26 protein-coding genes and 7 pseudogenes are annotated in these 26,054 nt (G+C 68.2%); 15 read left to right on the top strand and 18 right to left on the bottom strand.

The window, feature by feature from the left end:
* Window positions 1-5 precede the first annotated feature (5 nt).
* Both ACHMWU_RS07010 and ACHMWU_RS07005 read right to left on the bottom strand, forming a co-directional pair.
* A complete protein-coding gene (locus ACHMWU_RS07010; protein ID WP_396042318.1) occupies window positions 6-233 on the bottom strand; it encodes an acyl-CoA carboxylase epsilon subunit in 228 nt (75 codons plus the stop codon).
* Window positions 230-1,727, bottom strand: a pseudogene (locus tag ACHMWU_RS07005) (acyl-CoA carboxylase subunit beta). Before ACHMWU_RS07005 ends, ACHMWU_RS07010 begins: the two are co-directional and overlap by 4 nt.
* A gap of 200 nt (window positions 1,728-1,927) precedes the next feature.
* Here ACHMWU_RS07005 and ACHMWU_RS07000 point away from each other — a divergent pair.
* A complete protein-coding gene (locus ACHMWU_RS07000) occupies window positions 1,928-2,566 on the top strand; it encodes a helix-turn-helix domain-containing protein (RefSeq protein ID WP_396042316.1) in 639 nt (212 codons plus the stop codon).
* Window positions 2,567-2,752: 186 nt separating this feature from the next.
* Here the strand turns inward: ACHMWU_RS07000 and ACHMWU_RS06995 are convergent, their stop codons facing one another.
* Complete coding sequence (locus tag ACHMWU_RS06995; protein ID WP_396042314.1) at window positions 2,753-2,932, bottom strand: hypothetical protein; 180 nt, start codon at window positions 2,930-2,932, stop codon at window positions 2,753-2,755.
* Between the two features lie 210 nt (window positions 2,933-3,142).
* Here ACHMWU_RS06995 and ACHMWU_RS06990 point away from each other — a divergent pair, with 210 nt between their 5' ends.
* Window positions 3,143-3,427 (top strand): hypothetical protein, encoded by a 285-nt coding sequence (locus tag ACHMWU_RS06990; RefSeq protein WP_396042312.1) that lies wholly within the window; start codon window positions 3,143-3,145, stop codon window positions 3,425-3,427.
* On the opposite strand, the gene ACHMWU_RS06985 is transcribed toward ACHMWU_RS06990, so the two are convergent.
* From ACHMWU_RS06985 to ACHMWU_RS06965, 5 genes and pseudogenes are all read right to left on the bottom strand, one after another.
* Window positions 3,353-4,273, bottom strand: a complete 921-nt coding sequence (locus tag ACHMWU_RS06985; RefSeq protein ID WP_396042310.1) for a glycosyltransferase family 2 protein — start codon at window positions 4,271-4,273, stop codon at window positions 3,353-3,355. The genes ACHMWU_RS06990 and ACHMWU_RS06985 overlap by 75 nt on opposite strands.
* Window positions 4,270-4,803: a glycosyltransferase gene (locus ACHMWU_RS06980; RefSeq protein WP_396042308.1), complete on the bottom strand. Its 534-nt coding sequence runs from the start codon at window positions 4,801-4,803 to the stop codon at window positions 4,270-4,272. The genes ACHMWU_RS06985 and ACHMWU_RS06980 overlap by 4 nt, the downstream gene beginning before the upstream one ends.
* Window positions 4,804-5,262: 459 nt before the next feature.
* Window positions 5,263-5,805, bottom strand: a complete 543-nt coding sequence (locus ACHMWU_RS06975; protein ID WP_396043001.1) for a glycosyltransferase — start codon at window positions 5,803-5,805, stop codon at window positions 5,263-5,265.
* A gap of 59 nt (window positions 5,806-5,864) precedes the next feature.
* A pseudogene (locus tag ACHMWU_RS06970) lies at window positions 5,865-6,332 on the bottom strand (glycosyltransferase); the annotation flags it as partial.
* Between the two features lie 308 nt (window positions 6,333-6,640).
* Window positions 6,641-7,324, bottom strand: a complete 684-nt coding sequence (locus ACHMWU_RS06965; RefSeq protein ID WP_396042306.1) for a GAF and ANTAR domain-containing protein — start codon at window positions 7,322-7,324, stop codon at window positions 6,641-6,643.
* A gap of 410 nt (window positions 7,325-7,734) precedes the next feature.
* Here ACHMWU_RS06965 and ACHMWU_RS06960 point away from each other — a divergent pair, with 410 nt between their 5' ends.
* The 3 genes and pseudogenes from ACHMWU_RS06960 to ACHMWU_RS06950 all read left to right on the top strand — a co-directional run.
* Window positions 7,735-7,830 carry a hypothetical protein gene (locus tag ACHMWU_RS06960; RefSeq protein ID WP_396042304.1) on the top strand — a complete coding sequence of 32 codons (96 nt, stop codon included), beginning with the start codon at window positions 7,735-7,737 and terminating at the stop codon, window positions 7,828-7,830.
* On the top strand, window positions 7,827-7,973 hold the full coding sequence (locus ACHMWU_RS06955; protein ID WP_396042302.1) for a hypothetical protein: 147 nt from the start codon (window positions 7,827-7,829) through the stop codon (window positions 7,971-7,973). Before ACHMWU_RS06960 ends, ACHMWU_RS06955 begins: the two co-directional genes overlap by 4 nt.
* Before the next feature lie 112 nt (window positions 7,974-8,085).
* Window positions 8,086-8,247, top strand: a pseudogene (locus ACHMWU_RS06950) (sigma factor-like helix-turn-helix DNA-binding protein); the annotation flags it as partial.
* Between the two features lie 72 nt (window positions 8,248-8,319).
* Here the strand turns inward: ACHMWU_RS06950 and ACHMWU_RS06945 are convergent.
* The 3 genes from ACHMWU_RS06945 to ACHMWU_RS06935 all read right to left on the bottom strand — a co-directional run bounded on the left by ACHMWU_RS06945 (window position 8,320) and on the right by ACHMWU_RS06935 (window position 11,339).
* Window positions 8,320-9,018: an ANTAR domain-containing protein gene (locus ACHMWU_RS06945; protein WP_396042999.1), complete on the bottom strand. Its 699-nt coding sequence runs from the start codon at window positions 9,016-9,018 to the stop codon at window positions 8,320-8,322.
* A gap of 39 nt (window positions 9,019-9,057) precedes the next feature.
* On the bottom strand, window positions 9,058-9,402 hold the full coding sequence (locus ACHMWU_RS06940) for a hypothetical protein (RefSeq protein ID WP_396042300.1): 345 nt from the start codon (window positions 9,400-9,402) through the stop codon (window positions 9,058-9,060).
* A gap of 263 nt (window positions 9,403-9,665) precedes the next feature.
* Window positions 9,666-11,339 carry a catalase gene (locus ACHMWU_RS06935; protein ID WP_396042298.1) on the bottom strand — a complete coding sequence of 558 codons (1,674 nt, stop codon included), beginning with the start codon at window positions 11,337-11,339 and terminating at the stop codon, window positions 9,666-9,668.
* A gap of 140 nt (window positions 11,340-11,479) precedes the next feature.
* On the opposite strand from ACHMWU_RS06935, the gene ACHMWU_RS06930 reads away from it, so the two are divergent.
* A complete protein-coding gene (locus ACHMWU_RS06930; protein WP_396042296.1) occupies window positions 11,480-11,641 on the top strand; it encodes a hypothetical protein in 162 nt (53 codons plus the stop codon).
* 534 nt (window positions 11,642-12,175) lie between these two features.
* Here the strand turns inward: ACHMWU_RS06930 and ACHMWU_RS06925 are convergent.
* The gene (locus tag ACHMWU_RS06925) at window positions 12,176-13,426 is read right to left on the bottom strand and encodes a Glu/Leu/Phe/Val dehydrogenase (RefSeq protein ID WP_396042294.1); all 1,251 of its coding nucleotides are present in this window, start codon (window positions 13,424-13,426) and stop codon (window positions 12,176-12,178) included.
* Window positions 13,427-13,559: 133 nt separating this feature from the next.
* On the opposite strand from ACHMWU_RS06925, the gene ACHMWU_RS06920 reads away from it, so the two are divergent.
* From ACHMWU_RS06920 to ACHMWU_RS06900, 5 genes are all read left to right on the top strand, one after another.
* Window positions 13,560-14,432 (top strand): LysR family transcriptional regulator, encoded by an 873-nt coding sequence (locus tag ACHMWU_RS06920; protein WP_396042292.1) that lies wholly within the window; start codon window positions 13,560-13,562, stop codon window positions 14,430-14,432.
* 77 nt (window positions 14,433-14,509) lie between these two features.
* A complete protein-coding gene (locus ACHMWU_RS06915; RefSeq protein WP_396042290.1) occupies window positions 14,510-15,136 on the top strand; it encodes a superoxide dismutase in 627 nt (208 codons plus the stop codon).
* A gap of 89 nt (window positions 15,137-15,225) precedes the next feature.
* The gene (locus ACHMWU_RS06910; RefSeq protein ID WP_396042288.1) at window positions 15,226-15,657 is read left to right on the top strand and encodes a flavin reductase family protein; all 432 of its coding nucleotides are present in this window, start codon (window positions 15,226-15,228) and stop codon (window positions 15,655-15,657) included.
* Complete coding sequence (gene fdxA, locus ACHMWU_RS06905; RefSeq protein WP_396042286.1) at window positions 15,654-15,977, top strand: ferredoxin; 324 nt, start codon at window positions 15,654-15,656, stop codon at window positions 15,975-15,977. The genes ACHMWU_RS06910 and fdxA overlap by 4 nt, the downstream gene beginning before the upstream one ends.
* 64 nt (window positions 15,978-16,041) lie before the next feature.
* Window positions 16,042-17,094 (top strand): NAD(P)-dependent alcohol dehydrogenase, encoded by a 1,053-nt coding sequence (locus ACHMWU_RS06900; RefSeq protein WP_396042284.1) that lies wholly within the window; start codon window positions 16,042-16,044, stop codon window positions 17,092-17,094.
* A 1-nt stretch (window position 17,095) separates the two neighbouring features.
* Here the strand turns inward: ACHMWU_RS06900 and ACHMWU_RS06895 are convergent, their stop codons facing one another.
* The 5 genes and pseudogenes from ACHMWU_RS06895 to ACHMWU_RS06875 form a co-directional block, all read right to left on the bottom strand.
* Entirely contained in the window at window positions 17,096-17,923 is an 828-nt protein-coding gene (locus tag ACHMWU_RS06895; RefSeq protein ID WP_396042282.1) for a type II toxin-antitoxin system HipA family toxin, read from the bottom strand.
* 163 nt (window positions 17,924-18,086) lie between these two features.
* A pseudogene (locus ACHMWU_RS06890) lies at window positions 18,087-18,386 on the bottom strand (HipA N-terminal domain-containing protein); the annotation flags it as partial.
* Window positions 18,383-18,511, bottom strand: a complete 129-nt coding sequence (locus tag ACHMWU_RS06885) for a hypothetical protein (RefSeq protein WP_396042280.1) — start codon at window positions 18,509-18,511, stop codon at window positions 18,383-18,385. The pseudogene ACHMWU_RS06890 and the gene ACHMWU_RS06885, both read right to left, overlap by 4 nt.
* A 430-nt stretch (window positions 18,512-18,941) precedes the next feature.
* Window positions 18,942-19,418 carry a hypothetical protein gene (locus tag ACHMWU_RS06880; RefSeq protein ID WP_396042278.1) on the bottom strand — a complete coding sequence of 159 codons (477 nt, stop codon included), beginning with the start codon at window positions 19,416-19,418 and terminating at the stop codon, window positions 18,942-18,944.
* The gene (locus ACHMWU_RS06875) at window positions 19,415-19,696 is read right to left on the bottom strand and encodes a hypothetical protein (protein WP_396042276.1); all 282 of its coding nucleotides are present in this window, start codon (window positions 19,694-19,696) and stop codon (window positions 19,415-19,417) included. Before ACHMWU_RS06875 ends, ACHMWU_RS06880 begins: the two co-directional genes overlap by 4 nt.
* A 69-nt stretch (window positions 19,697-19,765) precedes the next feature.
* Here ACHMWU_RS06875 and ACHMWU_RS06870 point away from each other — a divergent pair.
* Window positions 19,766-22,159 (top strand): annotated as a pseudogene (locus ACHMWU_RS06870) (ATP-binding cassette domain-containing protein).
* Window positions 22,160-22,171: 12 nt separating this feature from the next.
* On the opposite strand, the pseudogene ACHMWU_RS06865 reads toward ACHMWU_RS06870, so the two are convergent.
* Window positions 22,172-22,486: pseudogene (locus ACHMWU_RS06865) on the bottom strand (hypothetical protein); the annotation flags it as partial.
* A 281-nt stretch (window positions 22,487-22,767) separates the two neighbouring features.
* Between ACHMWU_RS06865 and ACHMWU_RS06860 the strand changes: the two are divergent.
* From ACHMWU_RS06860 to ACHMWU_RS06850, 3 genes and pseudogenes are all read left to right on the top strand, one after another.
* Window positions 22,768-23,193 carry a winged helix-turn-helix domain-containing protein gene (locus tag ACHMWU_RS06860; RefSeq protein WP_396042274.1) on the top strand — a complete coding sequence of 142 codons (426 nt, stop codon included), beginning with the start codon at window positions 22,768-22,770 and terminating at the stop codon, window positions 23,191-23,193.
* Window positions 23,174-23,455 (top strand): annotated as a pseudogene (locus ACHMWU_RS06855) (BTAD domain-containing putative transcriptional regulator); the annotation flags it as partial. The gene ACHMWU_RS06860 and the pseudogene ACHMWU_RS06855, both read left to right, overlap by 20 nt.
* 140 nt (window positions 23,456-23,595) lie before the next feature.
* Window positions 23,596-26,052 (top strand): ATP-binding protein, encoded by a 2,457-nt coding sequence (locus ACHMWU_RS06850; RefSeq protein ID WP_396042272.1) that lies wholly within the window; start codon window positions 23,596-23,598, stop codon window positions 26,050-26,052.
* Window positions 26,053-26,054 lie beyond the last annotated feature (2 nt).

Genomic DNA, 26,054 nt, shown 5'->3' with positions numbered 1-26,054 from the left:
TCCATTCATCTCGTTGCGAAGGCCGACCGGCGCCAGTGGTCGGGGCCGAAGGTGTGGGTGGTGCGTGTCTGGCGGGTGGGGTGGCCCCATTCGGAGCGGGGTGCCGGTTTGGTGGCGGATGCTGCGTGGGCTGCGGCGGCGTTGCGGGCGGCTATGACGGCGACGAGCGCGGCGAGTTCTTCGGCCGTCAGGTCGCCCTTGACGATGCGCAAGATCGGGGTCGTGCCGCTCACAGGGGGATGTTTCCGTGCTTCTTGGGCGGCAGTGACTCGCGCTTGGTCCGCAGCAGGCGTAGCCCCTTGACGATCTCTGCGCGGGTCTGCGACGGCTCGATGACCGCGTCGACGTAGCCGCGCTCGGCTGCCAGGTACGGGTTGCACAGGGTGTCTTCGTACTCGGTCATGAGCTGTGCACGCAGGGCTTCGGGATCGTCGGATGCGGCGAGCTCTTTGCGGTACAGCAGGCCGACGGCGCCGGATGCGCCGACGACGGCGATCTGGCCCGTGGGCCATGAGATGTTGAGGTCGGCGCCTAGGTGCTTGGAGCCCATGACGTCGTACGCTCCGCCGTAGGCCTTGCGGGTGATGACCGTGATGAGCGGGACGGTTGCCTCGGCGTAGGCGTAGATGCAGCTTGGCGCCGCGGCGGATGATGCCGTTCCACTCCTGGTCGGTGCCGGGCAGGAAGCCGGGCACGTCGACGAACGTCAGGATCGGGATGTTGAACGCGTCGCAGGTGCGGACGAATCGGGCGGCTTTCTCGGAGGCGTCGATGTCCAGGCAGCCGGCCAGCTGCATCGGCTGGTTGGCGACGACGCCGACGCTGCGACCCTCGACCCGGCCGTAGCCGATCACGATGTTGGGCGCGAACAGCGGCATGACCTCGAGGAAGTCGCCGTCGTCGACGACGGTCTCGATGACGGTCTTGATGTCGTACGGCTGGTTGGCCGAGTCGGGGATCAGCGTGTCGAGTGCGTAGTCGGTCTCGTTGCGCTCGAGATCTGCCGTCTCGTCGAAGACGGGTGCTTCTTCCATGTTGTTCTGCGGGAGGAACGAGATGAGCGCCTTGGCGTACTCGATCGCATCTTGTTCGTCGGCACCCATGTAGTGGGCGTTGCCGCTCTTGGTGGTGTGCGCGCGGGCGCCGCCGAGGTCTTCCATCGAGACCTCTTCACCCGTGACGGTCTTGATGATGTCGGGGCCCGTGATGAACATGTTGGACGACTTGTCGACCATGATCACGAAGTCGGTGACGGCCGGGGAGTACACGTGGCCGCCGGCGTTGGCGCCCATGATCAGCGAGATCTGCGGGATGACACCCGAGGCGTGCACGTTGCGCTTGAAGATCTCGCCGTACAGGCCGAGCGAGACAACACCCTCCTGGATACGGGCGCCGGAGCCTTCGTTGATGCCGATGATGGGGCAGCCCGACTTGAGCGCGAGGTCCATGACCTTGGTGATCTTCTCGCCGTAGACCTGGCCGAGCGATCCGCCGAAGACGCTGAAGTCCTGGCTGAAGATGCAGACCATGCGGCCGTCGATCGTGCCGTAGCCGGTGATGACGCCGTCGCCCAGGGGCCGGTTCTTCTCCAGACCGAACTCGGTCGAACGGTGCTTGGCCAATGCGTCGAGCTCGACGAACGAACCTTCGTCGAGAAGCTGATCGACGCGTTCGCGGGCGCTCTGGCGGCCACGGGCACTCTGCTTCTCGTGGGCACGCGCGGCCATCTCCACCAACGCCGTATCGCGACGCTCAATGAAGTCCGCGAGCTTCCCGGCGGTCGTGTGCAGCTCGGGCTTCTCTACGATCTCGTGTTCAGTCACTACATCTCCTGGAACTGAGTACCATTGTTCGGTACTGAGAACCATAGCGCAGGATCGAGTGAACAATGCACCAGACTGGGTTCGTGACAACTACTCGAGACCGAATGACTGACGCGGCTTTCAGCTTGTTCGCATCCCAGGGATACGACGAAACGAGCGTTGACGACATCGTCGCCGAGGCCGGCGCCGGGCGCACGTCGTTCTTTCGCCAGTTCGGTTCGAAGGAGTCGGTGATCTTCCCGGACCACGACGCGCTTCTGGTCTTGGTGGAACAGCGTCTTCGATCGACGACAGAGAAGTCGGCACTCCGTGCGGTTGCTGACGCCGTCCGGCTCGTGCTTTTCCACTACGTAGCCGAAGGGGACAAGGCCAGGCAACGGTATGCACTCACCAGCACGGTCGAAACCCTGAAGGATCGCGAACTGGTCAGCGGCGCCCGGTATCAGCGTCTGTTCCGTCGATACCTCAGTACATGGGGTGAAGGATCAGAAGAGTCGGAATTGCGAGCCGAGATGATGGCCGCCGCAGTGGTTGCAGCGCATAACCGTGTGCTTCGGCGTTGGCTCCGATCCGAGTGTGACGATCCGCAGGCGGAGGTCGATGCCGCGCTTGAAAGCGTGATCACTACTTTCTCGGCCCCGGCGGACGTTGCGCCCGCGATTCTGATCGTCTCTAGCGGAGCGTCGATGGAAGATGTTGCGGCATCCGTCCGGAGGGTCGTTGGGAACGAGGGGCTTTCGTGACGTGGGCCCCGCCCCGCTGCCGACCTTTTGGCATCGAATACATCGACCTCCGAGCAGGACGCGAACTTCGTTTGCACAGGTCAGCGACTCAGGGCCAGCACGACTGTAGATCAGACGGCTCAGCCTGCATAGGTCGTTCGGCCTCTGCTCGGCCCTGTCTCCGGGCAGCGCGCCGGAGCGGATCAGTCAGGAGCCGCCGCTTGCGACGTCGTCGCCCTGACCCTCGTTGAAACCTCCGTCGTCGGAACCCGAGGGATTGTCGACGGGCGTTCCGGACGGGTCGTCGTTTCCGGGCGTCTCCGTGATCGGGTCTTCGGTGGCGTCGGGATTGGTCTCTGGTTCTGTCGTGCTCGGATCGGTCGTCATGTGGTCTCCTTGGGTAGAAGAATGGAGTACCCGTTCGCCGACATCCCAGACGCAAGGCGATCTCAGTGGGCCGCGTGTGCGTGGTGGCCGTAGTCTGGTGGCATCGGACCGATGACTTGAGCCCACAGGTGTTGTTTTCGTGATGCGTGGCCGCTGCGGCGGAACGTCGAGATCTTCGACAACGCGTCCACTTCCACCGAAGGGCACGCCATGGGTCGGCTCCACCACTCGTCAGCGCACGACCATGCAGCGTGGGCGGTGCTGATCTACCAGACCGCGACGCACGAGACCCAGCAGCAGATCCTGCAGCGGTTCGCCATGGAGCCTCACGCCGAGGTCACGATGCTCGGCACGTCACGCGGACCGGATCATTTCGTCGTGGTCAACTGCCCAGGACCGCAGGAGCAGGCGTTGGTCGCCTCAGTCGTGAGCTCGGTCGATCGCAGTGCCTTGCTGGTGCACGTCTCGAGGGGCCTGGAGGCCAGCCTCGGCTGACGGGACGTCCGCGGACGTGACGCGGGTCCACGAACCATCCGGATGCCGTTGCGCGAGCCCGGACCGTTCAAAGTCGTCCAGCCAGCCCTGCATGGGCCACCAGCCCCAGCGCTGGTGAAATATCGCAGCATTGCGCACGATGTCGTCGAGGTGCTCGACCGGCGGGCTGCTGACGGGGTGGTGCTGGTGGTGGGAGAGTGCGCCGCCCACCCACGAGACCGGGATGTCGCGTGCCGCCGCGCGTTGCGCGAAGTCGGTGTCCTCGCCGCCGTAGCCGACGTAGGCCTCGTCGAAGCCGCCGATCGTCGACCAGGTGCGCCGTGAGACCGCGAACGACAGCGACCAGAACAGCTGGTGGCCTTCATGGTCGGTGACGACCTGGCCGGCAGGAGGAGCGGGACGTGCTGGGTGGGGTGGTGCGAGATCGGACAGTCTGCTCAGGTCGTACCCCTGCGCGGGAGCCGGCGGCAGATAGGCCACCGGCCCGCACAGCAGATCGTCCCGGGTCTCCGGATGCTCGGCAGCGCTGCGGTAGGTCGCGACGAGATCTGGTGCCGGGATGCAGTCGACGTCCAAGAAGATGAGCACGTCTGCTCCTGCGGCGAGTGCAGTCCGTGCGCCGAGGTTGCGCGCGGCGGCCAACGGCAGGCGACCGTCGTCGAGTTCAAGCGTGCGCAGGGTGGGACGGACAGTCCCGCCGGGATCCCAGCCTGCCAGCTCAGGATCTCCCATGGCGACGACGAAGTAGTGATCTGGTGCGACGGTCGACGACTGGAGCCCGAGGTGCTGCTGGTGCAGATGACCATGACGACCGCGTGCCACGGTGATGACAGCCGTGACGGTCATGTGCGCGCCTCCCGCTCGATGACTGCTGCGGCGCGGGCAGCGCCCTTGCCGTCGTTCCAGGCCGACCAACGGGTGCCGTCCAGCTCGGCAGCGCCCGCCAGCAGCTGTGGCCACCCGTGGGTCGGGAAGGCGTCGAGCGCCACGACGGGAAAGCGTCCGTCGCGGCGCAGCGCCGCCGCAGTCGTGTGCTGCTCGTCGTGCGGTCGCTCCTGAGGGAACGCGATCGCCGGGCGCCTGGCCGCGGCGACCTCGGCGAGAGCGTTCTGGCCCGCGTGCGTCACGACGACGTCGGATCGTACGAGCACGTCCCACGGATCGTCGACCCATGAACTCTGGTCCGCCCCGAGCAGGGTCCAGGTCCATCTGGGGGTCGACTTCACGGCCCTCGTGACATCGGCCTCGGGCACGCCGTTGCCGCCGCGTCCCAGCAGCAGGGCGACATGTCCGCGTGTCGCCTGTCGGCGGATCAGTCGGAACGGCTCTGCCGTCGAACCGTGAGATGGCGCCGACGTGCGCGAGTCGGGGATCATGCGGATCGACTCCTGAGAGCATCCCAGCCACGTCGGGGGGCCAGGCCACCACGATCCGGCGGGCGATGTCGTGCACGAGCTGGTGCGGTCGGTCGTCCCGCGCTCCTGGCAGGGCCACGGTCACGACCGGAATCCCGTGCAGACGGCACAGCGCAGACACCTCGACCGAGATGTCGACGACGACGAGGTCGGGGCGTTCGAGCGCGAGCCAACCGGAGATCTGGGCCATCCGGGAGAGCAGCCCGGCGCTTCGCTCCGGCACCCAGTGGAGTCGACCCGCCGCAGCAGGGTCGACCGGGTACGGCTCATCGTCGTCTCGAGCCAGCTGGACCCAGTCGCCGGTCCAGTCGGCGGGACGCGGCAGCGAAGACAGTCCGGTGACGTCGCTGTCGAGCTCTCGGGCAATCGCGGCGGCTCGATGCGCGTGCCCGAGCCCTTGATGGTGCACGTAGTAGCCGATCATCCGGCGGCCCGATCGAGGAACCGGGCTGACTCGTACAGCGTCTCGTACTCGCTGACCATCCGGTCGAGCGAGAGCGACGACACCGCGTGGTGTCGCACGGTGCTGCGGTCAGCCTTGCTGGCCTCGTGCATTGCTGCTGCGAGACCCTCGGGGTCCTCGGTCCTGGCCAGCGCGCCGGTGTCGGGTCGGACCAGCTCGGGGAGGGCCCCCCGTGCCAAGGCCGCGACCGGGGTTCCGCACGCCATGGCTTCTGCCGCGACGAGGCCGTACGGCTCGTCCCACTGGGGTGACACGACGGCGACGCGCGCGCGTCCGACCAGCGTGGACAGCCGTGGCTGGGGAGGTGGCCGAGGTAGGTGGTTCCGCGACCGAGCAGCGGCGCTACCTCGGCGTCGAAATAGGCCCGATCCATGATGGGCCCGGCGAGGTCGATCTCGATTCCTGCGAGGTGCGCAGCCCGCACGGCCAGGTGCGGTGCCTTCTCGGGCACGATCCGCCCGGTCCACACCGCGCGGTTGCCGCCCGGGCCGTGAGCCCATCGCCGGACGTCGACCCCGTTGAGCACGACCTGCGAGGTGACCGAGTGTGCCCACGCGTCAGCGGTGTGGGAGCTGACCGCGACGAAGACCGCCGAGGGCGGCGCAAAGCTCATCGCCGACTCGATCCACGCGACCGGGGGCGTGTGCAGCGTCGTCACGAGGGGCAGACCCGTCGCCTCGGCCATCGCGATCGGGAGGTGGTGAAGGCTGTTGTTGTGGATCAGGTCGAACCGCTGCCTGCCGTGCTTGGCGAGCTCCAGCATCAGGCCGAGGTAGGCATGATGCTCTTGCATCCACTCGTCGGGGCGTGCCCCGACGTCGGTGCGTGCGGCGTTGCTCGTGCGGAAGGGCCGCACGGTCAGCTCGTCGACGTTGAGGGTCGGATCTGAACCGGGCGCAGCGAAGACGCTGACCCAGTGTCCCCGCGCGACGAGCGTGTGGGCGAGGGATGCGGTGTGCGCTTCCAGGCCCCCGTGGAAGGGCTCGATGACGGGGAAGCGGCTGGATGCGATCAGGCAGATACGCATCAGGCTGCCAGCAGGTCGGTGTGTTCGGTGGTCACGCAGGTACCCCAGATCAGGAGTGGTTCCCGGCGTCTTCTTCACCGAACCGTGACGTACCCCGCGTGGGCTCGTCCAACCTGGCACGTTCTCATCGGGACTCGCTCCCATCGGGGAGGAGCGGCACCGCCAGCACGTGGCTGAACCGGCGGCACCTGGAGTAGCCGCCGCCCTAGGCGCGAAAACTACCTTGCCGCATCGTTACCCAGCCGGGACGCCATTGAATCACCTTGTCGCGAGATCGTCCGTCGTGGTGAGCGGGGATCCCTGACCGATCACTTCTGCGGTCGGGCGTTGGCGTCCCGCTGCACGACGATCGCCTCGGCCACGGTGTGCAGGCGCTTGTTCTCGTGCTGGGAGATCCGCTTGAGGAACTCGAACGCCGCATCAGAGGTGATGGCGAATTTCTCCATCAAGATGCCCTGCGCCTGGCCGATCGTGGTCCGCGACTCCAGTGCTGCAGTCAGGCCTTCGGCCTTCTCAGCGGCAGCGAAGGCTGCCGTGGCGTGCGCAGCGAGCATCTCGGCGACCTGCTCGTCGCTCGCGGAGAACGCGCTCGGCCGGTCGGCATAGATGTTGAGCGAGCCGTAGCCGCGTGTCCGTGTCGCCAGGCGGACGCCGACAGCCGATCGGATGCCGATCTCTGCGGCTGCCGGTCCCCACAGCGGCCAGCGCCGATCGGTCGTGACGTCATCGGTGCGGTACGTGGCGCGGCCGAGAATCGCGTCGAGGCAGGGACCTTCGTCGTGCTTGACCTGCAGCGCATGCGCTTCGTCCACGCGGGAGGTGGTGGCCGCGGGAGTCTCGACCCGTGAGCGACTGATGATGCGCATGATCCCGGCGTCGTCGGCATCGAGGGTGAGCCGGGCGTAGTGCACGACACGGTCCAACATGGCTGGCGGCGTGCCGTCCTGCTGAAGCTCGAGCGCCATGTCTGCCAGTGTTCGGGCGATGTCCACGGATTCCATCCTCGTCAGTCCACATCGGTCTCAAACAGGGGGAGTACCCCAGAAGACGACGGTGAATCCTCCTGGCTCGGATGAGCCATCGCGTCCGGTTCGTCATGACTAGCCCGCAGTTGACGTCAGCACGAATCGGTGTCACGTTGGTCAGGACGTTCTTCTCACCACGGTTAAACCGCAGCCGGGTCACGGACCCCGTTCTGCGAAGGAATGACCAGTGGACTACTCGAAGACCATCGACCTCTCATCTGACGAGGTCGTCTCGCTGCTGAAGGCAGCGTCGACCGCTTCTCCGCACGAGCGAAGCCTGCTCGAGGAGCGGGTCGTGACCTCGCACCTGGCACTCGCGGCCAAGATCGCGGCTCGCTACAGCCGCCGCGGAATCGACCCCGGACGACCTGCGTCAGGTGGCCAACCTTGCTCTGGTCGGCGCAGTACGCCGCTTCGACCCCGATCGGGGAGACTTCATCGCGTTCGCCGCCGTCACCATCTCGGGGAGGTGAAGAAGTACTTCCGCGACAACGGCTGGATGGTGCGGCCTCCTCGCTCGATCCAGGTGCTCCAGGCGGCGATCGTGCAGGCCGAGGAGGAGCGCTCCCAACAAGGCGGCGCGGCATTCAGCCTTGACGGCTCGCCGCAGAGCTGAAGGTCGATCGTGCTGCCGTCGTTGATGCGGCCGCCGCGCGGGGCTGCTTCGCGGTGGCATCGCTCGACGCACCGGTGCTGGGCGGTGAGGGCAGAGCTCTCGGGGCGAGAGCATGGCCGCCGACGGCGTCGATCTCGACTTCGTCGACGGCTGGGTGGACTTCCGCCCGGCGTGGAGGACGTTGGACGCGGAGGAGAAGCAGCTGCTCACGCTGCGGTTCTTCGACGACCTGACGCAGGACCGCATCGCGCAGGTCATCGGCTGCAGCCAGATGCAGGTCTCGCGCAGCTTAGGTCAGTCCTCGGGAAGATCCGCGGGTCGATGTCGACGCCGCACGCAGCCTGATCTACTGCTGGGCGCTCACCACGTCGGACACGAGACCCCGGGCGATCTCCACGAGGCGGACGTTCTGCTCCTGCGAGAAGCGCTTGAGGATCTCGAAAGCCCGGTCGGGGCCGACCTTGTAGCGCTCGATCAGGACCCCCTGGGCCTGTCCGATCACGGTACGGCTGGCGAGCGCGGCCGTGAGCCCTTCGAGCTTCTTGCTGAACCGCAGGGCGATGGACGCCTGGTGCGCCAGCACCTGACCCAGCTCGACGTCCTCGCGCGTGAACTCCTGGTCGGCGGGACGGTAGACGGTGAGCGAACCGAGCCGTCGTCCCTCAGCGTGCAAGCTCCCGACGACAGGACGCTGTCGAGCCCGAGCGCCGCGACCTGGGGCCCCCACCGCGGCCAGCGTGGGTCGAGGCCGATGTCGTTCGACACGACCGATCGGCTGATCATGTCGGTGTCGACGCAGGGCCCTTCGAGCAGCTGGTTCTGCAGCATGTCGGCAGCACGCACCAGGTGGTCGGTGGATCCGGCGGTCTGCAGCTCGGCTCCGGGCTGCGGGACGAGCGTGACACCTGCGTGGGCGGTCCCGAACGCACGCGCAGCGAAGGCAGTGATCTGCTCGACGGTCTGCTCGACCGTGTCTGCGGCCGTCAGCTCGGAGGCCATGCTGGCGCGCCCAGCGTGGAAGAAGGGGACATGAGTCCCTTTGCATTCGACGTGGAGACGCGCACTGTCTGACGTCGGCACGAGTCTAGTGGACGCGGGCGCCCCCCGAGGGGCAAGGGGCGACCGCGTCCGGAGCGCTCAGGCGGGGAACCGCTCCCACACGCGATGGCTTGCGAGCAAGCTCCACGACGGCTGCCAGCACGTCGGTGGGCTCGTCTCCTACCTCGATCCCGGCAGAGGCTGCCGGGAGTCCGGCGGCCTCGAACGCCGAGGCCGCATCGCCCCAGCCGCCCATCGCCTTGCCGTGCCGGTACGCCTCCGACAGCAGGAGGGCGATGCGGGGGTCGAGACCGTCGCCGCTCGGCGCGCCCGCCTTGGCATCGGCGGACGGGTTAGCGTCGGCGGCGGCCAGGGGAGACCCGGCCAGCACGATCGTGTCGAGCTGATCGAGCGAACCGTGAGGAATGTCCGCTGCACCGGAACCGGATCGCCGGAGCCGTCGCTCAGGGCTCCGCCCGTGGACGCGATGATCAACGGCACCATGCCGGCGGCGAACACGGCTTGGCGGACGTCTCGCACCCCGCTGAGGTCGTCGATGTCGTCGGGGACGACGATGCCGACGAGTCGTCCGTCGACCGGCCACGTGCCCCCGATCTGCGAGAGCGCGGGGCTCGGCTCCTCGTCCGTCAGCTCTCACCGCCCGCTGCGGGGGCAGGCATGCCGAGACCGGCGGCGACGACCGCGCAGAGGTCGGGGTCGATGTTCGCGAGCTGCTGGAGCTTGACGCTCCCGGATGGCCGGTTCGTAGCACTTCCCGAGCTCGAAGGTGTACGACTGCGCCACGTGGGCCTGTTCGACCTCGCTCAGGCTCAGGTAGAACAGCCGCGCCTGGCTGAAGTGGTCGTCGTACGTCGCGGGAGCCTCACGCACCTTGCGGGAGGCCTCTACCGGGTGGGGCACGTCGATGAATGCGCTGACGTCCTCGCCGGCCATGAACGGGCAGCCGCCGTCGAGCGAGTTGGGCTTGTAGGGCGCGACGCCGGTGTGGTCCGCGTCTTGGTGGAAGCCGTCTCGGAGCATGTCGTTGACCGGCGCGTGCGGCCGGTTGATCGGGATCTGGTTGAAGTTCGGGCCGCCGAGCCGAGTGAGCTGGGTGTCGAGGTAGGAGAACAGGCGGCCCTGCAGGAGCGGGTCGTCGGTCGCGTCGATGCCGGGGACGAAATGGCCCGCATGGAACGCCACCTGCTCGGTCTCGGCGAAGTAGTTGTTCGGGTTGGCGTTGAGCACCATGGTGCCGATGACCTGGACCGGCGCGAGCTCTTCGGGGACGAGCTTCGTGGAGTCGAGCAGGTCGATCCCCTCGAACATCTGGTCGGCGCTGTCGGGGAAGACCTGCACGCCGAGATCCCATTCCGGGTAGGCGCCCGAGGCGATGGCATCGGCGAGGTCACGCCGGTGGAAGTCGGGGTCGACGCCGGCAGCGAGCTGCGCCTCCTCCCACGTCAGGGAGTGGACGCCGAGACGCGGCTTCCAGTGGAACTTGACCAGCGTGGTCTCGTCGGCCTCGTTGACGAGGCGGAAGGTGTGGACCCCGAAGCCTTCCATCATGCGGTACGACCGAGGGATCCCGCGGTCGGACATGTTCCAGATCGCATGATGCTGGCCCTCGGTGTGCAGAGACACGAAGTCCCAGAACGTGTCGTGGGCGCTCTGGGCCTGGGGGATCTCGACGTCGGGATGCGGCTTGCCGGCGTGGATGACGTCGGGGAACTTGATCGCGTCCTGGATGAAGAAGACTGGGATGTTGTTGCCGACGAGGTCGTAGTTGCCCTCGGCGGTGTAGAACTTGACCGCGAAGCCACGGGTGTCGCGCACGGTGTCGGCCGAGCCGCGCGATCCGAGCACGGTTGAGAACCGGGTGAACACCGGTGTCGTCGCGCCCTCGGCGAGGAAGGCCGCACGCGTCAGTGCTGACGCCGCGCCGTTGGAGGTGAAGACGCCGTGGGCGGCCGCGCCGCGAGCATGGACGACGCGCTCGGGGATCCGCTCGTGGTCGAAGTGCATGATCTTTTCGCGCAGGTGGTGGTCCTGCAGCAGGACGGGGCCGCGGGGCCCGGCCTTGAGGGAGTGATCGGTCTCGCGCAGCGGCACACCGGTCGCCGTCGTCAGGAGCGCGCCCTGCTGGGCCGCGGCCTTCTGGCTGTCCCGCGAGCGGGCACCGGTCGCGGTGTGCGGAACGGGTCCGCGATGGGACGGCTTCGGCGGCAACGGCTCGTGCGGCTCCGTGGGCTCAGCGACGGTCGGTGTCTCGCTGCCGGGCTTGCCGGGAATCGCTGGTTCGTTCGCGTCGGATCGTTCGTCGGCCATGGTGACTCCCTCGATGTGTCCGCAGAGCGCGGTCAACGTGTCGTACCCGGTCGGCGCCGATGACAAACCGGCGCGGGGCTGAGTCGGTCGCCACCGGGACGGAGGTGCTTGAGCAGGGTTGCGGCGGGTACGACCTAGCCATGAACGAACCGACTGAACCCACGACCGACGCGACCGACGAGTCCGATCAGGATCCGACCGACGAGGGAGCGCTCGAGGACCAGATGAGCAAGCAGTCGTTCCCCACGAGCGATCCGCCGTCCACCTGGGCCGGCGACGACGAACCGGCGTCCGAGGAATAGTCAGATCGCCCCGCCTCACGACGTGAGACGGGGCGATTGCCCCGCATGGTGAGAACGGGACCCCTACACGCTAGGAGCAAACAGGGGGGCCGCAAGTCGGGCACACCGCCGCCCCGCCCGGACCCGCGTGGCACAGAACACGCCAGCTGCGCGTAAGAGTTCGGCCGTGCGCGTCTCTCCCATGAGGTGAGATCGGACAGGCCCGGTCTGCAGACGGGCTTCAGAAGGGCAGCAGATGGTATTCGACGAGGGCGAACCTGTCATGGACGAGGACATGGCGTCGGTCATGGCTCGCTTGATGGATCGCATGCTGCAGCAGGAGCATGACGAGATGGACGGACCCACATTGTCATCTGTCGCGCCGCGGGGACGGGGGTCGTGTCCTTCAGGGGCCGTACCCGTCCGGCCTGGCTGCACTGGTCGCCGCTGACGTCGAGGAGAGCGCCGAGTGCAGCGACGGCCCACGACACGAGTTCTCGGTCGCCCCGTTGTTCCCGCACTCCCCGCCGCAGTCCTAGCCGCTGCTCCGGGTGCTCAGGGGTAGAGGCCCCGCACGACGTGGGCTTCGGCGACTCGCTCGACCGCGAGGCAGGTCGCAGCGCTCCGCAGAGACATCGTGCGGGCCTGCGAGTACTTGATGACATCGCGCCACGCGGCGCGCATCCGCTGCTCGAGCCGTTCCTCGACCTCGGACTCGGACCACCAGTAGGCCTGGTTGGCCTGCACCCACTCGAAGTACGACACGATGACGCCGCCCGCATTGGCCAGGATGTCCGGGACGATCGTGACGCCCTTGTGCTCCAGGATCCGGTCGGCGGCGGCCGTGGTCGGGCCGTTGGCGCCCTCGACGATGATCGTGGCTCGCACGCCGTCGGCGTTGCCTTCGTGGATGACTCCCTCGACGGCCGCGGGGATCAGCAGGGTGCACTCGAGCTGGATCATGACGTCGTTGTCGAGCGCGTCAGCACCGGCGAAGCCGACGACGGTCCCGCACTCGTCGACGTGGGCCTCGACCGCCGGGACGTCCAGGCCGTCGGGGGAGTGGATCGCGCCGTACTGGTCGCTGACGGCGATGACCTTGACACCCGACTCGGCGAGGAACCGGGCTGCGCCGCGACCGACCTTGCCGAAGCCTTGGACGACAGCCGTGGCCTGGTCGGGTTCGATGCCGAGGCGTTCGAGGGCCGCGTCGGCGACGATCGCGACGCCCCGTGAGGTGGCGGACGCGCGGCCGAGCGATCCACCGAGGCTGACCGGCTTGCCGGTGACGACACCGAGCACGGTGTGCCCCTGGGCCGTGGAGAAGGTGTCCATCATCCAGGCCATGGTCTGCTCGTCGGTGCCGATGTCGGGAGCCGGGATGTCACGCTCGGGGCCGATGATCGGCATGATCTCGGACGTGTACCGGCGGGTGACCCGTTCGAGCCGGCGCGGGAGTAGTTGCGGGGGGTCGATGTTGACGCCGCCCTTGGCTCCGCCGTAGGGGACGTCGACCAACGCGCACTTCCACGTCATCCACATCGCGAGCGCGCGGACCTCGTCGAGGTCGACGTCGGGGCTGAACCGCAGACCGCCCTTGGCGGGGCCGCGGGTCAGGTTGTGCTGCACGCGGTGCCCGACGAGCAGCTCGATCGTGCCGTCGTCTCGGCGCAGGGGAATGCTGACGGTCGTCTCCCGGCGCGGAGTCGCGAGCATGTCGAACATGCCCGCGTCGTAACCGAGGGCCTTGATGGCGTCCGACAGCTGTTCGCGGGCTTCGTCGAGTGGCGTCCGGGCCGTGCTCATGGCATCTCCTTGCAGGTGCGACGGCGGGGTGCCGACCGCTCAAGCACTATGATTCGTGGTCACGGCCCATGCCGTCCAATGCCAACATCAGACAGAATCTATGCAGTGAGGACATGCGGTGGACTGCCGAACCTTGAGCAACTTCAATGCCGTCGTGCAGCACGACTCGGTGAGCCTGGCTGCGGCTGCGGTCAACATCACCCAGCCTGCGCTGTCGCGTCAGCTCCAGGCGCTCGAGCGCGAGCTGGGGCTCACGCTGTTCGACCGCTCACCCGGTCGCATCTCGCTCAACTCGGCGGGACGCGAGCTGCTGCCATGGGTCGTCGAGGTCCTCGCATCGGCCGAGCGGCTCACCGCGGTTGCAGCGTCCCTGCGGGCCGGTGCGCTCGAGAACATCGAGATCGCCAGCCCGCTGACGACCCAGTTCGACGTCATCGCGCCCTTCGTCGCGACGTTCGGGGAGGGCGATCCTGCGCCGAGCGTCGTCGACCTCGCCGGACGGTCCGACATGCAGGCTCTCGAAGCCGGCGTCGACTTGGTCGTCGGCGGCGCGATGATCGGCGACGGCCCGCAGCGGATGACGCTGTGCGAGGTGCCAGTGTGGGCGTACTGCCGCAAGGACCACCCCTGGGCGAACCAGGACTGGGTCTCGTTGGCCGATCTCACCGGGCAGCCGCTCCTGGTGCTCGACGGTGCCTCTCGGTCTCGGCAGATCCTGGCGGACGCGATCCAGGTCGAAGGACTCGCCACGGCTGCCCTCATCGAGTGCACTGGGCCACAGATCGCCCAGGCGCTGGTGGTGGCGGGCCGCGGAATCGCCGTGCTGACCGATGATCCGCACTTCGATCTCCATCCGCTGCGCATCAGGGGGCGACGCCGCCAGCTCACGATGACGTTGACGGCGGCCTGGTCTCCGCAGCACCACGCCGCCGATGCGCTGGTCGACGTCGCGGCGCGGATGCGTGAGTTCTGTCTGGAGCGCTTCGGCACCACTGCCGTGGACTGAGGCGTGACATTGCCCACGCCCAGCCCGGCCTTCCGCAGCTTGACCTCAACCACGGTTGAGGTCATAGCGTCGAATCCATGGTCAAGTACACACTTCCCGATCTTCCCTACGACTACAGCGCTCTCGATCCGCACATCAGCGGCCAGATCATGGAGCTGCACCACGACAAGCACCATGCGGCCTATGTCACGGGCGCGAATGCCGCGATCGACGCCCTCGAGGATGCGCGCGACCGCGACGACTTCGCGGCCGTCAACCTGCACGAGAAGAACCTCGCCTTCCACCTGGGCGGCCACACCAATCACATCATCTTCTGGGAGAACCTCTCCCCGGACGGCGGCGGTGAGCCCGAAGGCGAGCTGGCAGCCGCCATCATCGAGCAGTTCGGCACCTTCTCCGCGTTCCAGAAGCACTTCGGCGCGACGGCCGCCGGCATCCAGGGCTCGGGCTGGGCCGTCCTCGCCTGGGACTCCATCGGCGAGCGGCTCACGATCTTCCAGCTGTTCGACCAGCAGGCCAACGTGCCGGTCGGAGTCGTGCCGCTGCTGATGCTCGACATGTGGGAGCACGCCTTCTACCTCGACTACCTCAACGTCAAGGCCGACTACGTCAAGGCCTTCTGGCAGATCGCGAACTGGCCGGACGTCGCCGCCCGGCTGGAGCGTGCGCGGGCCAGCACGGCCGGCCTCATCGTCCCCGCCTGACGCATGCGTGACGACACTCGGCTGTTCAAGGCTGCGTTCAGGCGCCATGCGGCGGGAGTCTCGATCATCACGGCGCACACCGCTGAGGGGTGGGTGGGCTCACGGCATCGAGCGTCGCCTCGGTGTCGGCTGACCCGCCGATGCTGTCGTTCTCGATGCCGCAGGGCGGCCGGACGGCCCAGCACGTCACCGCCGCCGCGAGAGTGGGGGTGCACCTGCTGCCGGTGACCAGGGTCGACCTGGCTGAGGCCTTCGCTCGTCGAGGCGGTCCGCGGTTCACGCCTGACCAGGGCTGGGAGCTCGACTCCGAGGGGGTGCTCTACCTCCCGGACGCCCTGGCCACCCTGACCGGTGTGCCACGGGTCGTCCTGCCGGCGGGCAGCTCGTCCCTCGTCGTCCTGGACGTCGAGGCCGTGTCGATCGGCCCGGCCGCCGAGCCGCTGACCTACCAGGACGGGACCTTCCGGGGGCTCGGCCGGCCAGCAGCGCTCTCGCTGATCGATCGAGGAGTCTCGGCATGACGTACGTGATCGCCCAGCCATGTGTCGACCTCAAGGACCGGGCGTGTGTCGATGAGTGTCCTGTGGACTGCATCTACGAGGGCAACCGGATGCTCTACATCCATCCTGACGAGTGTGTCGACTGTGGTGCCTGCGAGCCGGTCTGCCCGGTCGAGGCGATCTTCTACGAAGATGACACGCCGCCGGAGTGGAAGGACTACTACGACGCCAACGTCAACTTCTTCGACGACCTCGGTTCACCCGGTGGTGCCGCCAAGCTCGGCGTCATCGACAAGGACCACCCGATGATCGCCGCGCTCCCGGCAGGCGTCGCGGAGTAACGTCGAAAGTGATACGCGTCGGGGGGCGATCCTCGCCGTCGCGACACACGAAAAGGAACGTTCCATGAAGGCTGTCCTGTTCGACCGCTACAAGACCATGCCGAGCCTGCAGGAGGTCGACAAGCCCCGACCCGGCCCTGGTGAGGTCCTCCTGAAGGTCGCCGGTGCCGGCGCCTGCCACTCGGACATCGCAGTGTTCCGTGAGTTCGACGAGTCGTTCGGGCCTGCGCAGCTCAAGCCGTCGTTCGTCCTGGGGCACGAGAGCTCCGGCTGGGCCGAAGAGCTCGGCGAGGGGGTCGAAGGCATCACGCTCGGTGACGCGTTCCTGGTTTACGGGCCGATGGGTTGCGGTCGCTGTCGCGCGTGCTCGCGGGGGCAGGACACCTATTGCGAGAACGCCGCCACGATGCCGTACCTCGCGGCCGGCCTCGGTCGTGACGGCGGCATGGCTGAGTACCTCACGGTGCCGGTGCGCAACCTGGTGCCGCTCGGAGACGCCGATCCGGTTGCTGCCGCACCGCTCTCTGATGCCGGTCTGACGCCGTACCACGCGATCAAGAAGTCGTTGCCCGCCCTGGCAGGCGGTGGCAAGACCGCACTGGTCATCGGTCTGGGTGGCCTGGGACAGATCGCCGTGCAGATCCTGACCGCACTGACCGGAGCGACAGTCATCGCAACTGACATGAAGGAGGACGCGATGGCCCGCGCGGCCGCCAACGGTGCCGTCGTGTTGCCTGGTGGCCCCGATCAGGCCGATGCGATCCGTGCGGTGACCGGAGGCAAGGGCGTGGACGCGGTGTTCGACTTCGTCGGCGCCGGTCCGACGATCGCCCTGGCGATGGGCGTCGTGGCGCTGCGCGGCCGGGTCACCGTCGTCGGCATCGCCAACGGCACCTTCGAGTGGAACTTCTACACCGTGCCGTACGAGGTCGAGCTGACGAGCACGTACTGGGGCACGATCGAGGAGCTGCACGAGGTCGTCGACCTCTACCGTGCCGGTCAGATCACCCCGGATGTGACGGTCTACTCCCTCGACGACGCGATCGACGCCTATCGGGCGCTTGAAGCCGGAGAGCTCAGCGGCCGCGCCGTCGTCGCGCCGCACGGTCGCGTCTGAGTCAGACCGCCGCTGCGCTCAGGTGGGCGCCGATCATGTCGGTGTCCGCCTGGGCGAGGCCCGCTGCTGAGGCGAACTCGCCCCACGAGCCGATCGCGTCACGGACCTCGGCCAGTGCAGAGCGGGCATACGGGATCGCGAACTGATCGGCGATCGCCAGCAGGTCGGCAGCCGTGATGTCGGTGAACTTGCCGAGCACGCCCATCAGGTGGGCCCGCAGCCAGTGATTGTCCGGGTCGTAGGCAAAGGTCAGGTCATAGGCCGGTGACAACGACCAGGTACCCGTCGAGCTGATCACAAATGCGAGGTTCTTGGTGTGATCGTCGTGGTTGGCGGCCAGGACGTTGAAGGCCATCCGTCGAAAGCCCTGCACCAGGGCCGCCTCGCCGAGATCCAGCGCGTTGATCGTGGCGAAGTACTGGGCATAGTCGTGGGTGCCGACGAGGTTGTAGTCGAGCGCCTGGAGCGCGCACAACGTCTGCATGTGCAGCGGCTCGTTGCCGACCCGGTCGAAACGGCGGGTCAGGAAGTGGGCTCGGCCATTCTCCTCGAGCAGTCGGCACGGTGACATGTCGACTCCTGCGGCCTGTGCCATGAGGAAGTAGGCGTACTCGCGACGGCAGTACGGCTGGGTTCCGGCCAGCCCCTTGTCGGTGCTGGAGACGCCGTCGAACTTCAGCAGGTACTGGCCGAATCCGTCTGGGACGGGGATGTTGCCGGCGCGCACCTCGTGGGTCTCGTCGTTGATGGCGAGCACCGCCTTGGCGCGGGCGCCGCCGGCAGACGTGCCGACCGCGAAGATCTCGGCGAGTGCTCGGCTTGCGAGCACCGTCGTCGTCGAGATTGCCTTCGATGATCTGACGAGCCTCGGTGACCAGGTCGTTCATCTGCAGCGCCGATGGCGTCGGCATCTGGGGCCGGTGCTCGGGCTCGAAGCGCAGGGCTCCCATGGTGCGGCTGCCGAGGTAGGCCAGCCGGTCGAGCGGGGTGATGGTCGCGGGTGTGATGCCCTGCGTCGTCATGTAGGCGTCGATCGTTGCATTGCCGAACCGGTCGGGCAGCGAGTCGGCGATCGCCGGGGGCAGGTCGTGGAACGTCTCGGACGCCAGGTTCGCGAACTCGTACGGTCGGCCGTTGCGGGCTGGCATCAGGATCGGTGAGATCGTTCCGCCCTGCACCCAGGCAGGGTCGTAGGAGAAGGCGTAGGTGCGACGACGTGCTGCGGCGGCGAGGTAGCCCACCGGACGACCCCACGCCGTGACCTTGACGAGGTCGACCGGCTGGTAGGTCATCGCGCACCCGAGCTGGCACGCTCTCGGCGGCGGGCCATGCCGCGTCCGCGTGCGAGCTCGAGCGGGGTAGCGCCCGGATCGGGGTAGAGCTCGTCGAGCCAGTCGGCCAGGTCGAGCCCGCGCACGACGCTGATGAGGGTGCGGGAGAGTGGCTCCCCGCCCGGCCTCGAGATTCCTCAGCGCACCGATGCTGATGTTGGAGCGGTCAGCCAGGGCCTGCTGGCCGATATTGGCGTCGAGACGGGCCCGGCGCACTTGGGCGCCGATGTTCTGCTCATGACCTGCCACAGTCTTGTTAACTGTCACATAAACGATGATAGTGCACAAAATGATACTTAACCACTATAAAAGTATCGGTTACTGAAATGTGTCGGTGGCCGATCATCGTGATCGCAGCATCGCGGTCGGTCAGGCCTGGTCCACGCGACGAAGAGCCCGGTCGACCTCGGCAGCCGCTGAGCGGCGCTTCTTCTCAGCCAGCGCGAGCTCGGTCCGGCACTCGGCGACCTCATGCCGAACCTCTGCGAGTCGGCGCTCGACGTCGGACAGCCGACCTCAGCCGCTCGCGCTGCTCCTGCAGCTCGTCGCGGCTGCCTGCGCCACACGTGCCTGCTCCGCAGCCTGCTCCACCTCACGTTGCGCCGCGGATGCGGAGGACTGTGCCGCGTCGAGGGACTCTTCGGCCGCCTTCCGCTCAGTAGCCCGAGCCTCGTCATCCTCGTCGTCTGACGACGCGGGCTGCGACCGCGCGGACTGCGCCGACCGCGACAGCCGATCGGGTTCTGCCGGTGGGTCGACGTCGAGTGCGGACACCCCGGCCACGTCCACCTCGCCGAAACCGCCGGCTGACAGAGCCTTGACCAGGACACCTGCGTGAACGGTCGCCCCGGCACGGGCGTCAATGATCGCCGCCCAGACGGTCTGCTCGACATCGCGCAGCGTCGCCTCGGTCGCGGCCTTGCCCGACCGTCCGGCCTGGTCACGTGCCGCAGCGACGCAACGCCCCACGAGATCGCGGCGCTCCCGGCTCAAGGCTCGAAGTGTGGCAGCGTCCCCGTCGGCCTGGGCTGCCCGCAGTCGAGCACCGAAGGCCTGCAGCTCGTCGGCAAGCCGGACTCGTGCCGCACCGGCTGGTTGACGAGATCGGCGGCGGCGGTCGGCTTCTCGAACGCGGCGACCTGCTGGGCGGCTTCGAGGTCTCCGTCCTTCTTCAGCTGCCGCACGCGCGCATCGCGGGCTCCGACGAACTCCGGCAGGGCCGTCGAATACAGCGACCGGGCAACGTCCCAGAGCAGCGAGTCGTCGACCATGGCGTCACGCTACGTCACGGCCCGAGACGTTGCAGGGAGTCGCCATGACCCAGCAGAATCAGCATCACCATGACGACTGATGCGACTTCGACCCAGCAGCCCACCTCCGAACGTCACCGTGCCGACAGCCACGACACGATCCGGGTGCACGGTGCCAGGGTCAACAACCTCAAGGACGTCAGCCTCGAGATCCCCAAACGTCGTCTGACGGTCTTCACCCGGTGTGTCGGGCTCGGGCAAGAGCTCCCCTGGTGTTCGGCACGATCGCCGCCGAGTCGCAGCGGGATGATCAACGAGACGTACAGCTCGTTCGTCCAAGGGTTCATGCCGACGCTGGCCCGCCCCACGTCGACGTCCTCGACGGGCTCACGACCGCGATCATCGTCGGACAGGAGCGCATGGGCTCCGACCCGCGATCCACCGTCGGCACCGCGACCGATGCCAACGCGATGCTGCGCATCCTGTTCAGCCGGCTCGGCGAGCCGCACATCGGCTCGTCGCAGGCCTTCAGCTTCAACGTCGCGTCGATCTCCGGCGCGGGCGCCGTGACGATCGAGAAGGGCGGCGAGACGACCAAGGAGCGCCGCAGCTTCAGCGTCACCGGTGGCATGTGCAGCCGCTGCGAGGGGCGTGGATCGGTCACCGACTTCGACCTGACGGCGTTGTTCGACGGATCGAAGACGCTCAACGAGGGCGCCATCACGGTGCCGGGCTACAGCATGGACGGCTGGCAGGGACGGATCCTGCGCGGCTGCGGCTTCTTCGACCCCGACAAGCCGGTCGGGAAGTTCAGTGCCAAGGAGCTCGGCCCTGCTGCACAAGGAGCCGACCAAGCTCAAGATCGAGGGCATCAACCTCACGTACCAGGGCCTCATCCCGCAGATCCAGAAGTCCTTCCTGACCAAGGACGTCGAGGCGATGCAGCCGCACATCCGGGCCTTCGTCGAACGGGCCATCACGTTCACGACCTGTCCTGACTGCGACGGCACCCGGCTCGAGCGAGCTGGCCCGCTCGTCCAAGATCGAGGGCAAGAGCATCGCCGACCTGTGCGCGATGCAGATCAGTGACCTGGCCGAGTGGATCAAGCAGTCTCGACGAGCCCTCCGTCGCACCGTTGCTGGAGTCGCTGACCGAGACCCTTGAGTCGTTCGTCGACATCGGGCTGGGGTACCTGGGACTCGACCGCCCGGCCGGCACGCTGTCAGGTGGCGAGGCCCAGCGCACCAAGATGATCCGCCACCTCGGCTCGGCGCTGACCGACGTCACGTACGTCTTCGACGAGCCCTCGATCGGCCTGCACCCGCACGACATCCAGCGGATGAACGAGTGCTGCTGCAGCTGCGCGACAAGGGCAACACCGTGCTGGTGGTCGAGCACAAGCCCGAGACGATCGCGATCGGCGACCGGGTCGTCGACCTCGGCCCGCGGGCCGGCAAGGCGGGCGGCGAGATCGTGTTCGAGGGCACCCTCGAAGGACTGCGTGCCAGCGACACCCTGACCGGACGTCACCTCGACGACCGGGCCACGCTCAAGGACGAGGTGCGCACCCCGTCGGGAGCGCTGGAGGTGCGTGGTGCGAGCGCCAACAACCTCCAGGACGTCGACGTCGACATCCCGCTGGGTGCGCTCGTCGTCGTGACCGGCGTGGCCGGATCGGGCAAGAGCCGTTGATCCACGGCTCGGTCGCCGGGCGCGAGGGCGTCGTCGTGGTCGATCAGGGGGCGATCAAGGGCTCACGGCGCAGCAATCCGGCGACCTACACAGGTCTGCTCGAGCCCATCCGCAAGGCCTTCGCGAAGGCCAACGGCGTCAAGCCCGGACTGTTCAGCGCCAACTCCGACGGCGCGTGTCCGGCGTGCAAGGGCGCCGGTGTCATCTACACCGACCTGGCGATCATGGCCGGGGTCGAGACGATGTGCGTCGAGTGCGAGGGCAAGCGGTTCGGCGCCGAGGTGCTGGAGTACACGTTCGGCGGCAAGGACATCAGCGAGGTGCTCGCGATGCCGGTCGCCGAGGCGGTCGAGTTCTTCGGTGCCGGTGACGCCAAGATCGCTGCAGCCCACAAGATCCTGGTCCGGCTCGCCGACGTCGGACTCGGCTACGTGAGTCTCGGCCAACCCCTCACGACCTTGTCCGGAGGCGAGAGGCAACGGCTCAAGCCCGCGACGCGCATGGCCGACGAGGGCGGTGTCTACGTCCTCGACGAGCCCACGACGGGCTTGCACCTCGCCGACGTCGAGCAGCTGCTCGGCCTGCTCGATCGTCTGGTCGATGCCGGCAAGTCGGTCATCGTCATCGAGCACCACCAGGCGGTCATGGCGCATGCCGACTGGATCATCGACCTCGGGCCAGGAGCGGGCCACCAAGGCGGTCAGATCGTCTTCGAGGGCACACCGGCCGATCTGGTCGCCGACGCGTCGACGCTGACCGGCCAGCACCTCGCGGAGTACGTCGGCTCGTAGGACGTGAGGTCGTCACGGGACAGGCGTCGACTCCAGCTCGCGCACCAGCAGGTCGAGCTCGGTCCGCATGAGACGGCGGTACGCCGGAGCGAGCAGCGGGGTCAACGGGCGGAGCGGGCCCTGCAGCCGGACGTCGACCAGCTCCTTGAGCCGGCAGGCACCCGTCCCGGCGGGCTCGATCTCACGCCAGCCGCGGATCGTCAGCTGCCCGTTCCCGCCCGCCCATGTCACCCGGTACGGGTGGACCGACTCGACCTGGGTCGGGGTGATGAACGTCATCCCGGCGAAGCGCAGCCTTCCAGGATGCGTTGGCCGACCACGGCCGGACCGTCGGGTGCACCGTCATCCGACGGACCGCCGGTCGCCACGACGGGTCCTGCGACCAGTCGAAGAAGGTCTCCATCGCGAGGTGCGGCGGTCGGTTGACGGTGACGATGTGCGTGAGTGTGGGCATGTGGTCAGGGTCGACCCCACCGTTGGGGACGCTCTGGAGCGCGACTGGGGTGTTTCGACATGAGAACGTTCCTGCGATTCCAGGACGGCACCAGTCGCGGTCCCTGAGGATCGGGCGCATGCAGATAGGAGTGCTCGGATCTGCCGTCGCAACGGTGGACGGGGTCGACCAAGATCTGGGCGCCGCCAAGCAGCGTGCCCTGCTGGCCGTCCTCGCGCTGCACCTGCGCGAGTCCGTCAGCACCACGACGATCGTCGAGGCGTTGTGGGGGCAGCGCCCGCCGGCCAGCGACACCGTCACGTTGCAGGGCTACGTGTACGCATTGCGCAAGGTGCTCGAGCCGCACCGCGCTCCGCGCAAGCCGGCGACGATCATCGTCACGACACATGCCGGCTATGCCTTGGCGCTGCCGGACGAGGCGCTCGACGTAGGACGTTTCGAGGCCGCCGTCCGGCGTGCCTCCGGTCTGGTGCTGACGGTCAACGATCGCCCCTGGCACGTCGACCCCGCGACGTCGCCGGACGATCTCGCCGCGGCCAGGGACGAGCTCGACGCGAGCATTGGCGACCTGGCGCGGTGAACCCTATGCCGAGCTGGCGGGGTTCGTCGGTGCCGAGGCCGAACGGGTCCGGCTGGCTGATCTGCGGGTCACGGCGCACGAGCTTCGTGCGGGGCTCGCCCTGGCCGCGGGCGAGGCGGTCGACGCCGCAGCGATGCTGGAGTCGGTGACGTCGCAGCAGCCGCACCGCGAGCGGCCGTGGCTGCTGCGTGCTGTCGCGCTGGTGCGGACCGGACGCCAGGTCGAGGCGCTCGAGGTCATCCGGGTGCTCCGTGAGCACCTGCGCGACGAGCTCGGGATAGACCCGAGCCAGAGCGTGCGCGATCTCGAGACGGCGATCCTGAAGCAGGACGACTCCCTGTGGGCCGCCGCGCAGGCTGCGCCCCGCCGGGTCGTCGCGGCGGCGCCGGTGGAACCTGATCCGTGGCCCCTGGTCGGTCGCGAGGCCGAGCGTGCCCGGCTCGAGACCGTGCTGGACGCCGCAGACCTGGGCACCCCTCAGCTCGTCCAGCCATCGGCGACCCGGGCATCGGCAAGTCGCGGCTCGCGCGTGACCTGCGCGCCACGGCCGCCGCTCGCGGCTACCTGTGCGTCGAGGCGTTCTGCTCGCAGGACGAAGGTGCCCCACCGCTGTGGCCGTGGGTATCGCTGCTCGAGGGGCTCTGCCGCCAGACCGGTGTCCCGATGCCCGACCTGCAAGGCGACGAGGGCAGCCAGTTCGCCCTGTGGGAGTCGATCGCAGCGGCGGTGTGCGCGGCGGTCGCCGAGCATCCCGTGCTCCTGACGATCGACGACATCCACTGGGCCGATCCGTCGACGTTGCGGGCCCTGCGCCATCGTCTGGACGTCACGGCGCGTGGACGTCTGGTGATCGTCATGACCCGACGGGCGTTCCCGGCTCCGGTCGACGCCCAGGCGGCGCTCGCCGATGCCTTGGCGCGGCGCCATGCCGTGCGCCTCGAGCTCACGGGACTCGATGCGAGCGCTTCGGCCGAGCTGTTGCGATCGGTCACGTCCGAACGTCGGTCCGACGCCGAGCTGGTGCGGCTGCTGGAGCGGACGGAAGGCAATCCGTTCTTCCTGATCGAGCTCGCCCGGGCGGGAGAGTCCGTGCCGGGGTCGGTACGTGACGTCGTGGCGAGACGCGTCGGTGAGCCGCCGCTGGCATCGCGCGACCTGCTCGCGACCGCCTCGGTGCTCGGGCGCAGGTTCCGGCTCGACGCGCTCGGCCTGGCGGCCGGCATCGAGCCGGCACGCGTCGTCGAGGGGCTCCTGCCGGCCATGGAGGTCGGGCTCGTGCTCGATGCCGACGGTCTCGGCTCCGCCAGGTTCTCCCATCCGCTGGTGCAGGACGTCGTGGTCGATCGCATCCCCGGCATCCACCGGGCGGCGCTGCACGCGAGTGCGGCGCAGGCACTGACGAGCCTGCATGACGTCGCTGCGAGCGACCTGGCCAGGCACTGGCGACAGGCCGGCCCACAGCACTCTGCGCAGTGCGCCGAGACCGCGCTCAGAGCCGCCGAGCAGGCGCGGGACGTCGCAGCCTACGAGGAGGAGCTGGAGCTGCTCGGCTGGGCGCTGGAGGCGCAGGCTGCGCTGCCCGACACCGACGACCGGACGTTGTACGACCTCGCCATGGCGCGGGCCCGTGCTGCTCGCTGGAGTGGCCAGTGGGAAGCCGCTGAGGAGTGTGTGGCGTCGGCGGTCGCGCTGGCCGACCGCCTGGGCGATCACGAGGCCCTCGCGCGTGCCGCGTTGTCGACCGTCGAGGGGGCCGTCTGGTACTCCAACTCGTTCGGCGAGGTCAACGCATTCATCATCGACACGCTCGAGCGGGTCCTGCAGGGGCTGCCCCGCGACGACAGCGAGCTGCGCTGCCGGGTGCTGCTGAGCCTGGGCATCGAGCTGTACTTCTCGGCCGATGCCGCACGGGTCAGCGCCTACATCGTCGATGCCGTCGACATGGCGAGGCGGCTCGACGATCCTCGGCTGCTCCAGTCGGTGCTCCACGGAGCCTGCTACGGCAACTGGCGGCCGGGTTCGGCGGCCAATCGGGCCGAGCTCGCGCGGGAGGCGGTCGTCCTGGCCGAGAGCACCGGCGACGAGCGTGCCCTCGCCCTGGCGCTGGCGGCCCTCGCCAGTGCCCTGGCCGAGCTCGGCCAGGTCGAGGAGATGTGGCCGACGGTGCGCCGCGGTCTCGAGGTGTCGACCAAGCTCAACCTGGTTGCCGCCACGGTCTTCCTCGAGGCGATGCAGCTGCCCTGGATCGCGCTGTCTGGCGACATCGAGCGCGCCCGCGACACGTTGCCCCGACTGCGCGAGCTCGCGTCTCGGGTGGCGATCCCCAATGTCGCAGCCGCCTTGGCCCACACCGCGATGGTCACCGGACTGACCGATCAGGACGACCAGTCCGACGACGAGCGGGTGCTCGAGCTGGCCGCCGTGCCGACCGCGTCGGCACACGCCGTGGTCTGCGTACGACGCGGTGACCTCGAGACGGCGCGGCGGATCATCGCGGCCCACCGGGAACGGTTCGTCGCCGACCACGACGACTTCATGTCGATGATGCGCTGGTGCTACGGGGCCGAGCCGCGCTCGCCCTCGACGACCCTGCCATGGCAGCCGAGTCCGACGCGGCCCTCGCGCCGTTCAGCGGTCGGTCCTGCTCGGCTGCGCAGATCGGCGCAGACGGCCCCGTCGACGCCTACCGGGCGCTGGCCGCCGCTGCGATGGGCGATCTCGACCGAGCGGGTTCGCTCGCCGATCAGGCGGCTCGACAGTGCGAGGCGTGGAACACTCCCCGTGCCGCCGATCATCTGGCCGCATACCGTCGCACCCACGGCTTCTAGAGGGTCCGGCCGGGGCCATGCCCTAGGGTGACG

Source organism: Aeromicrobium sp. UC242_57 (assembly GCF_044452305.1).
In the GTDB taxonomy this organism is placed as follows: domain Bacteria; phylum Actinomycetota; class Actinomycetes; order Propionibacteriales; family Nocardioidaceae; genus Aeromicrobium.
This window is presented reverse-complemented; position numbering and strand designations above follow the sequence as displayed.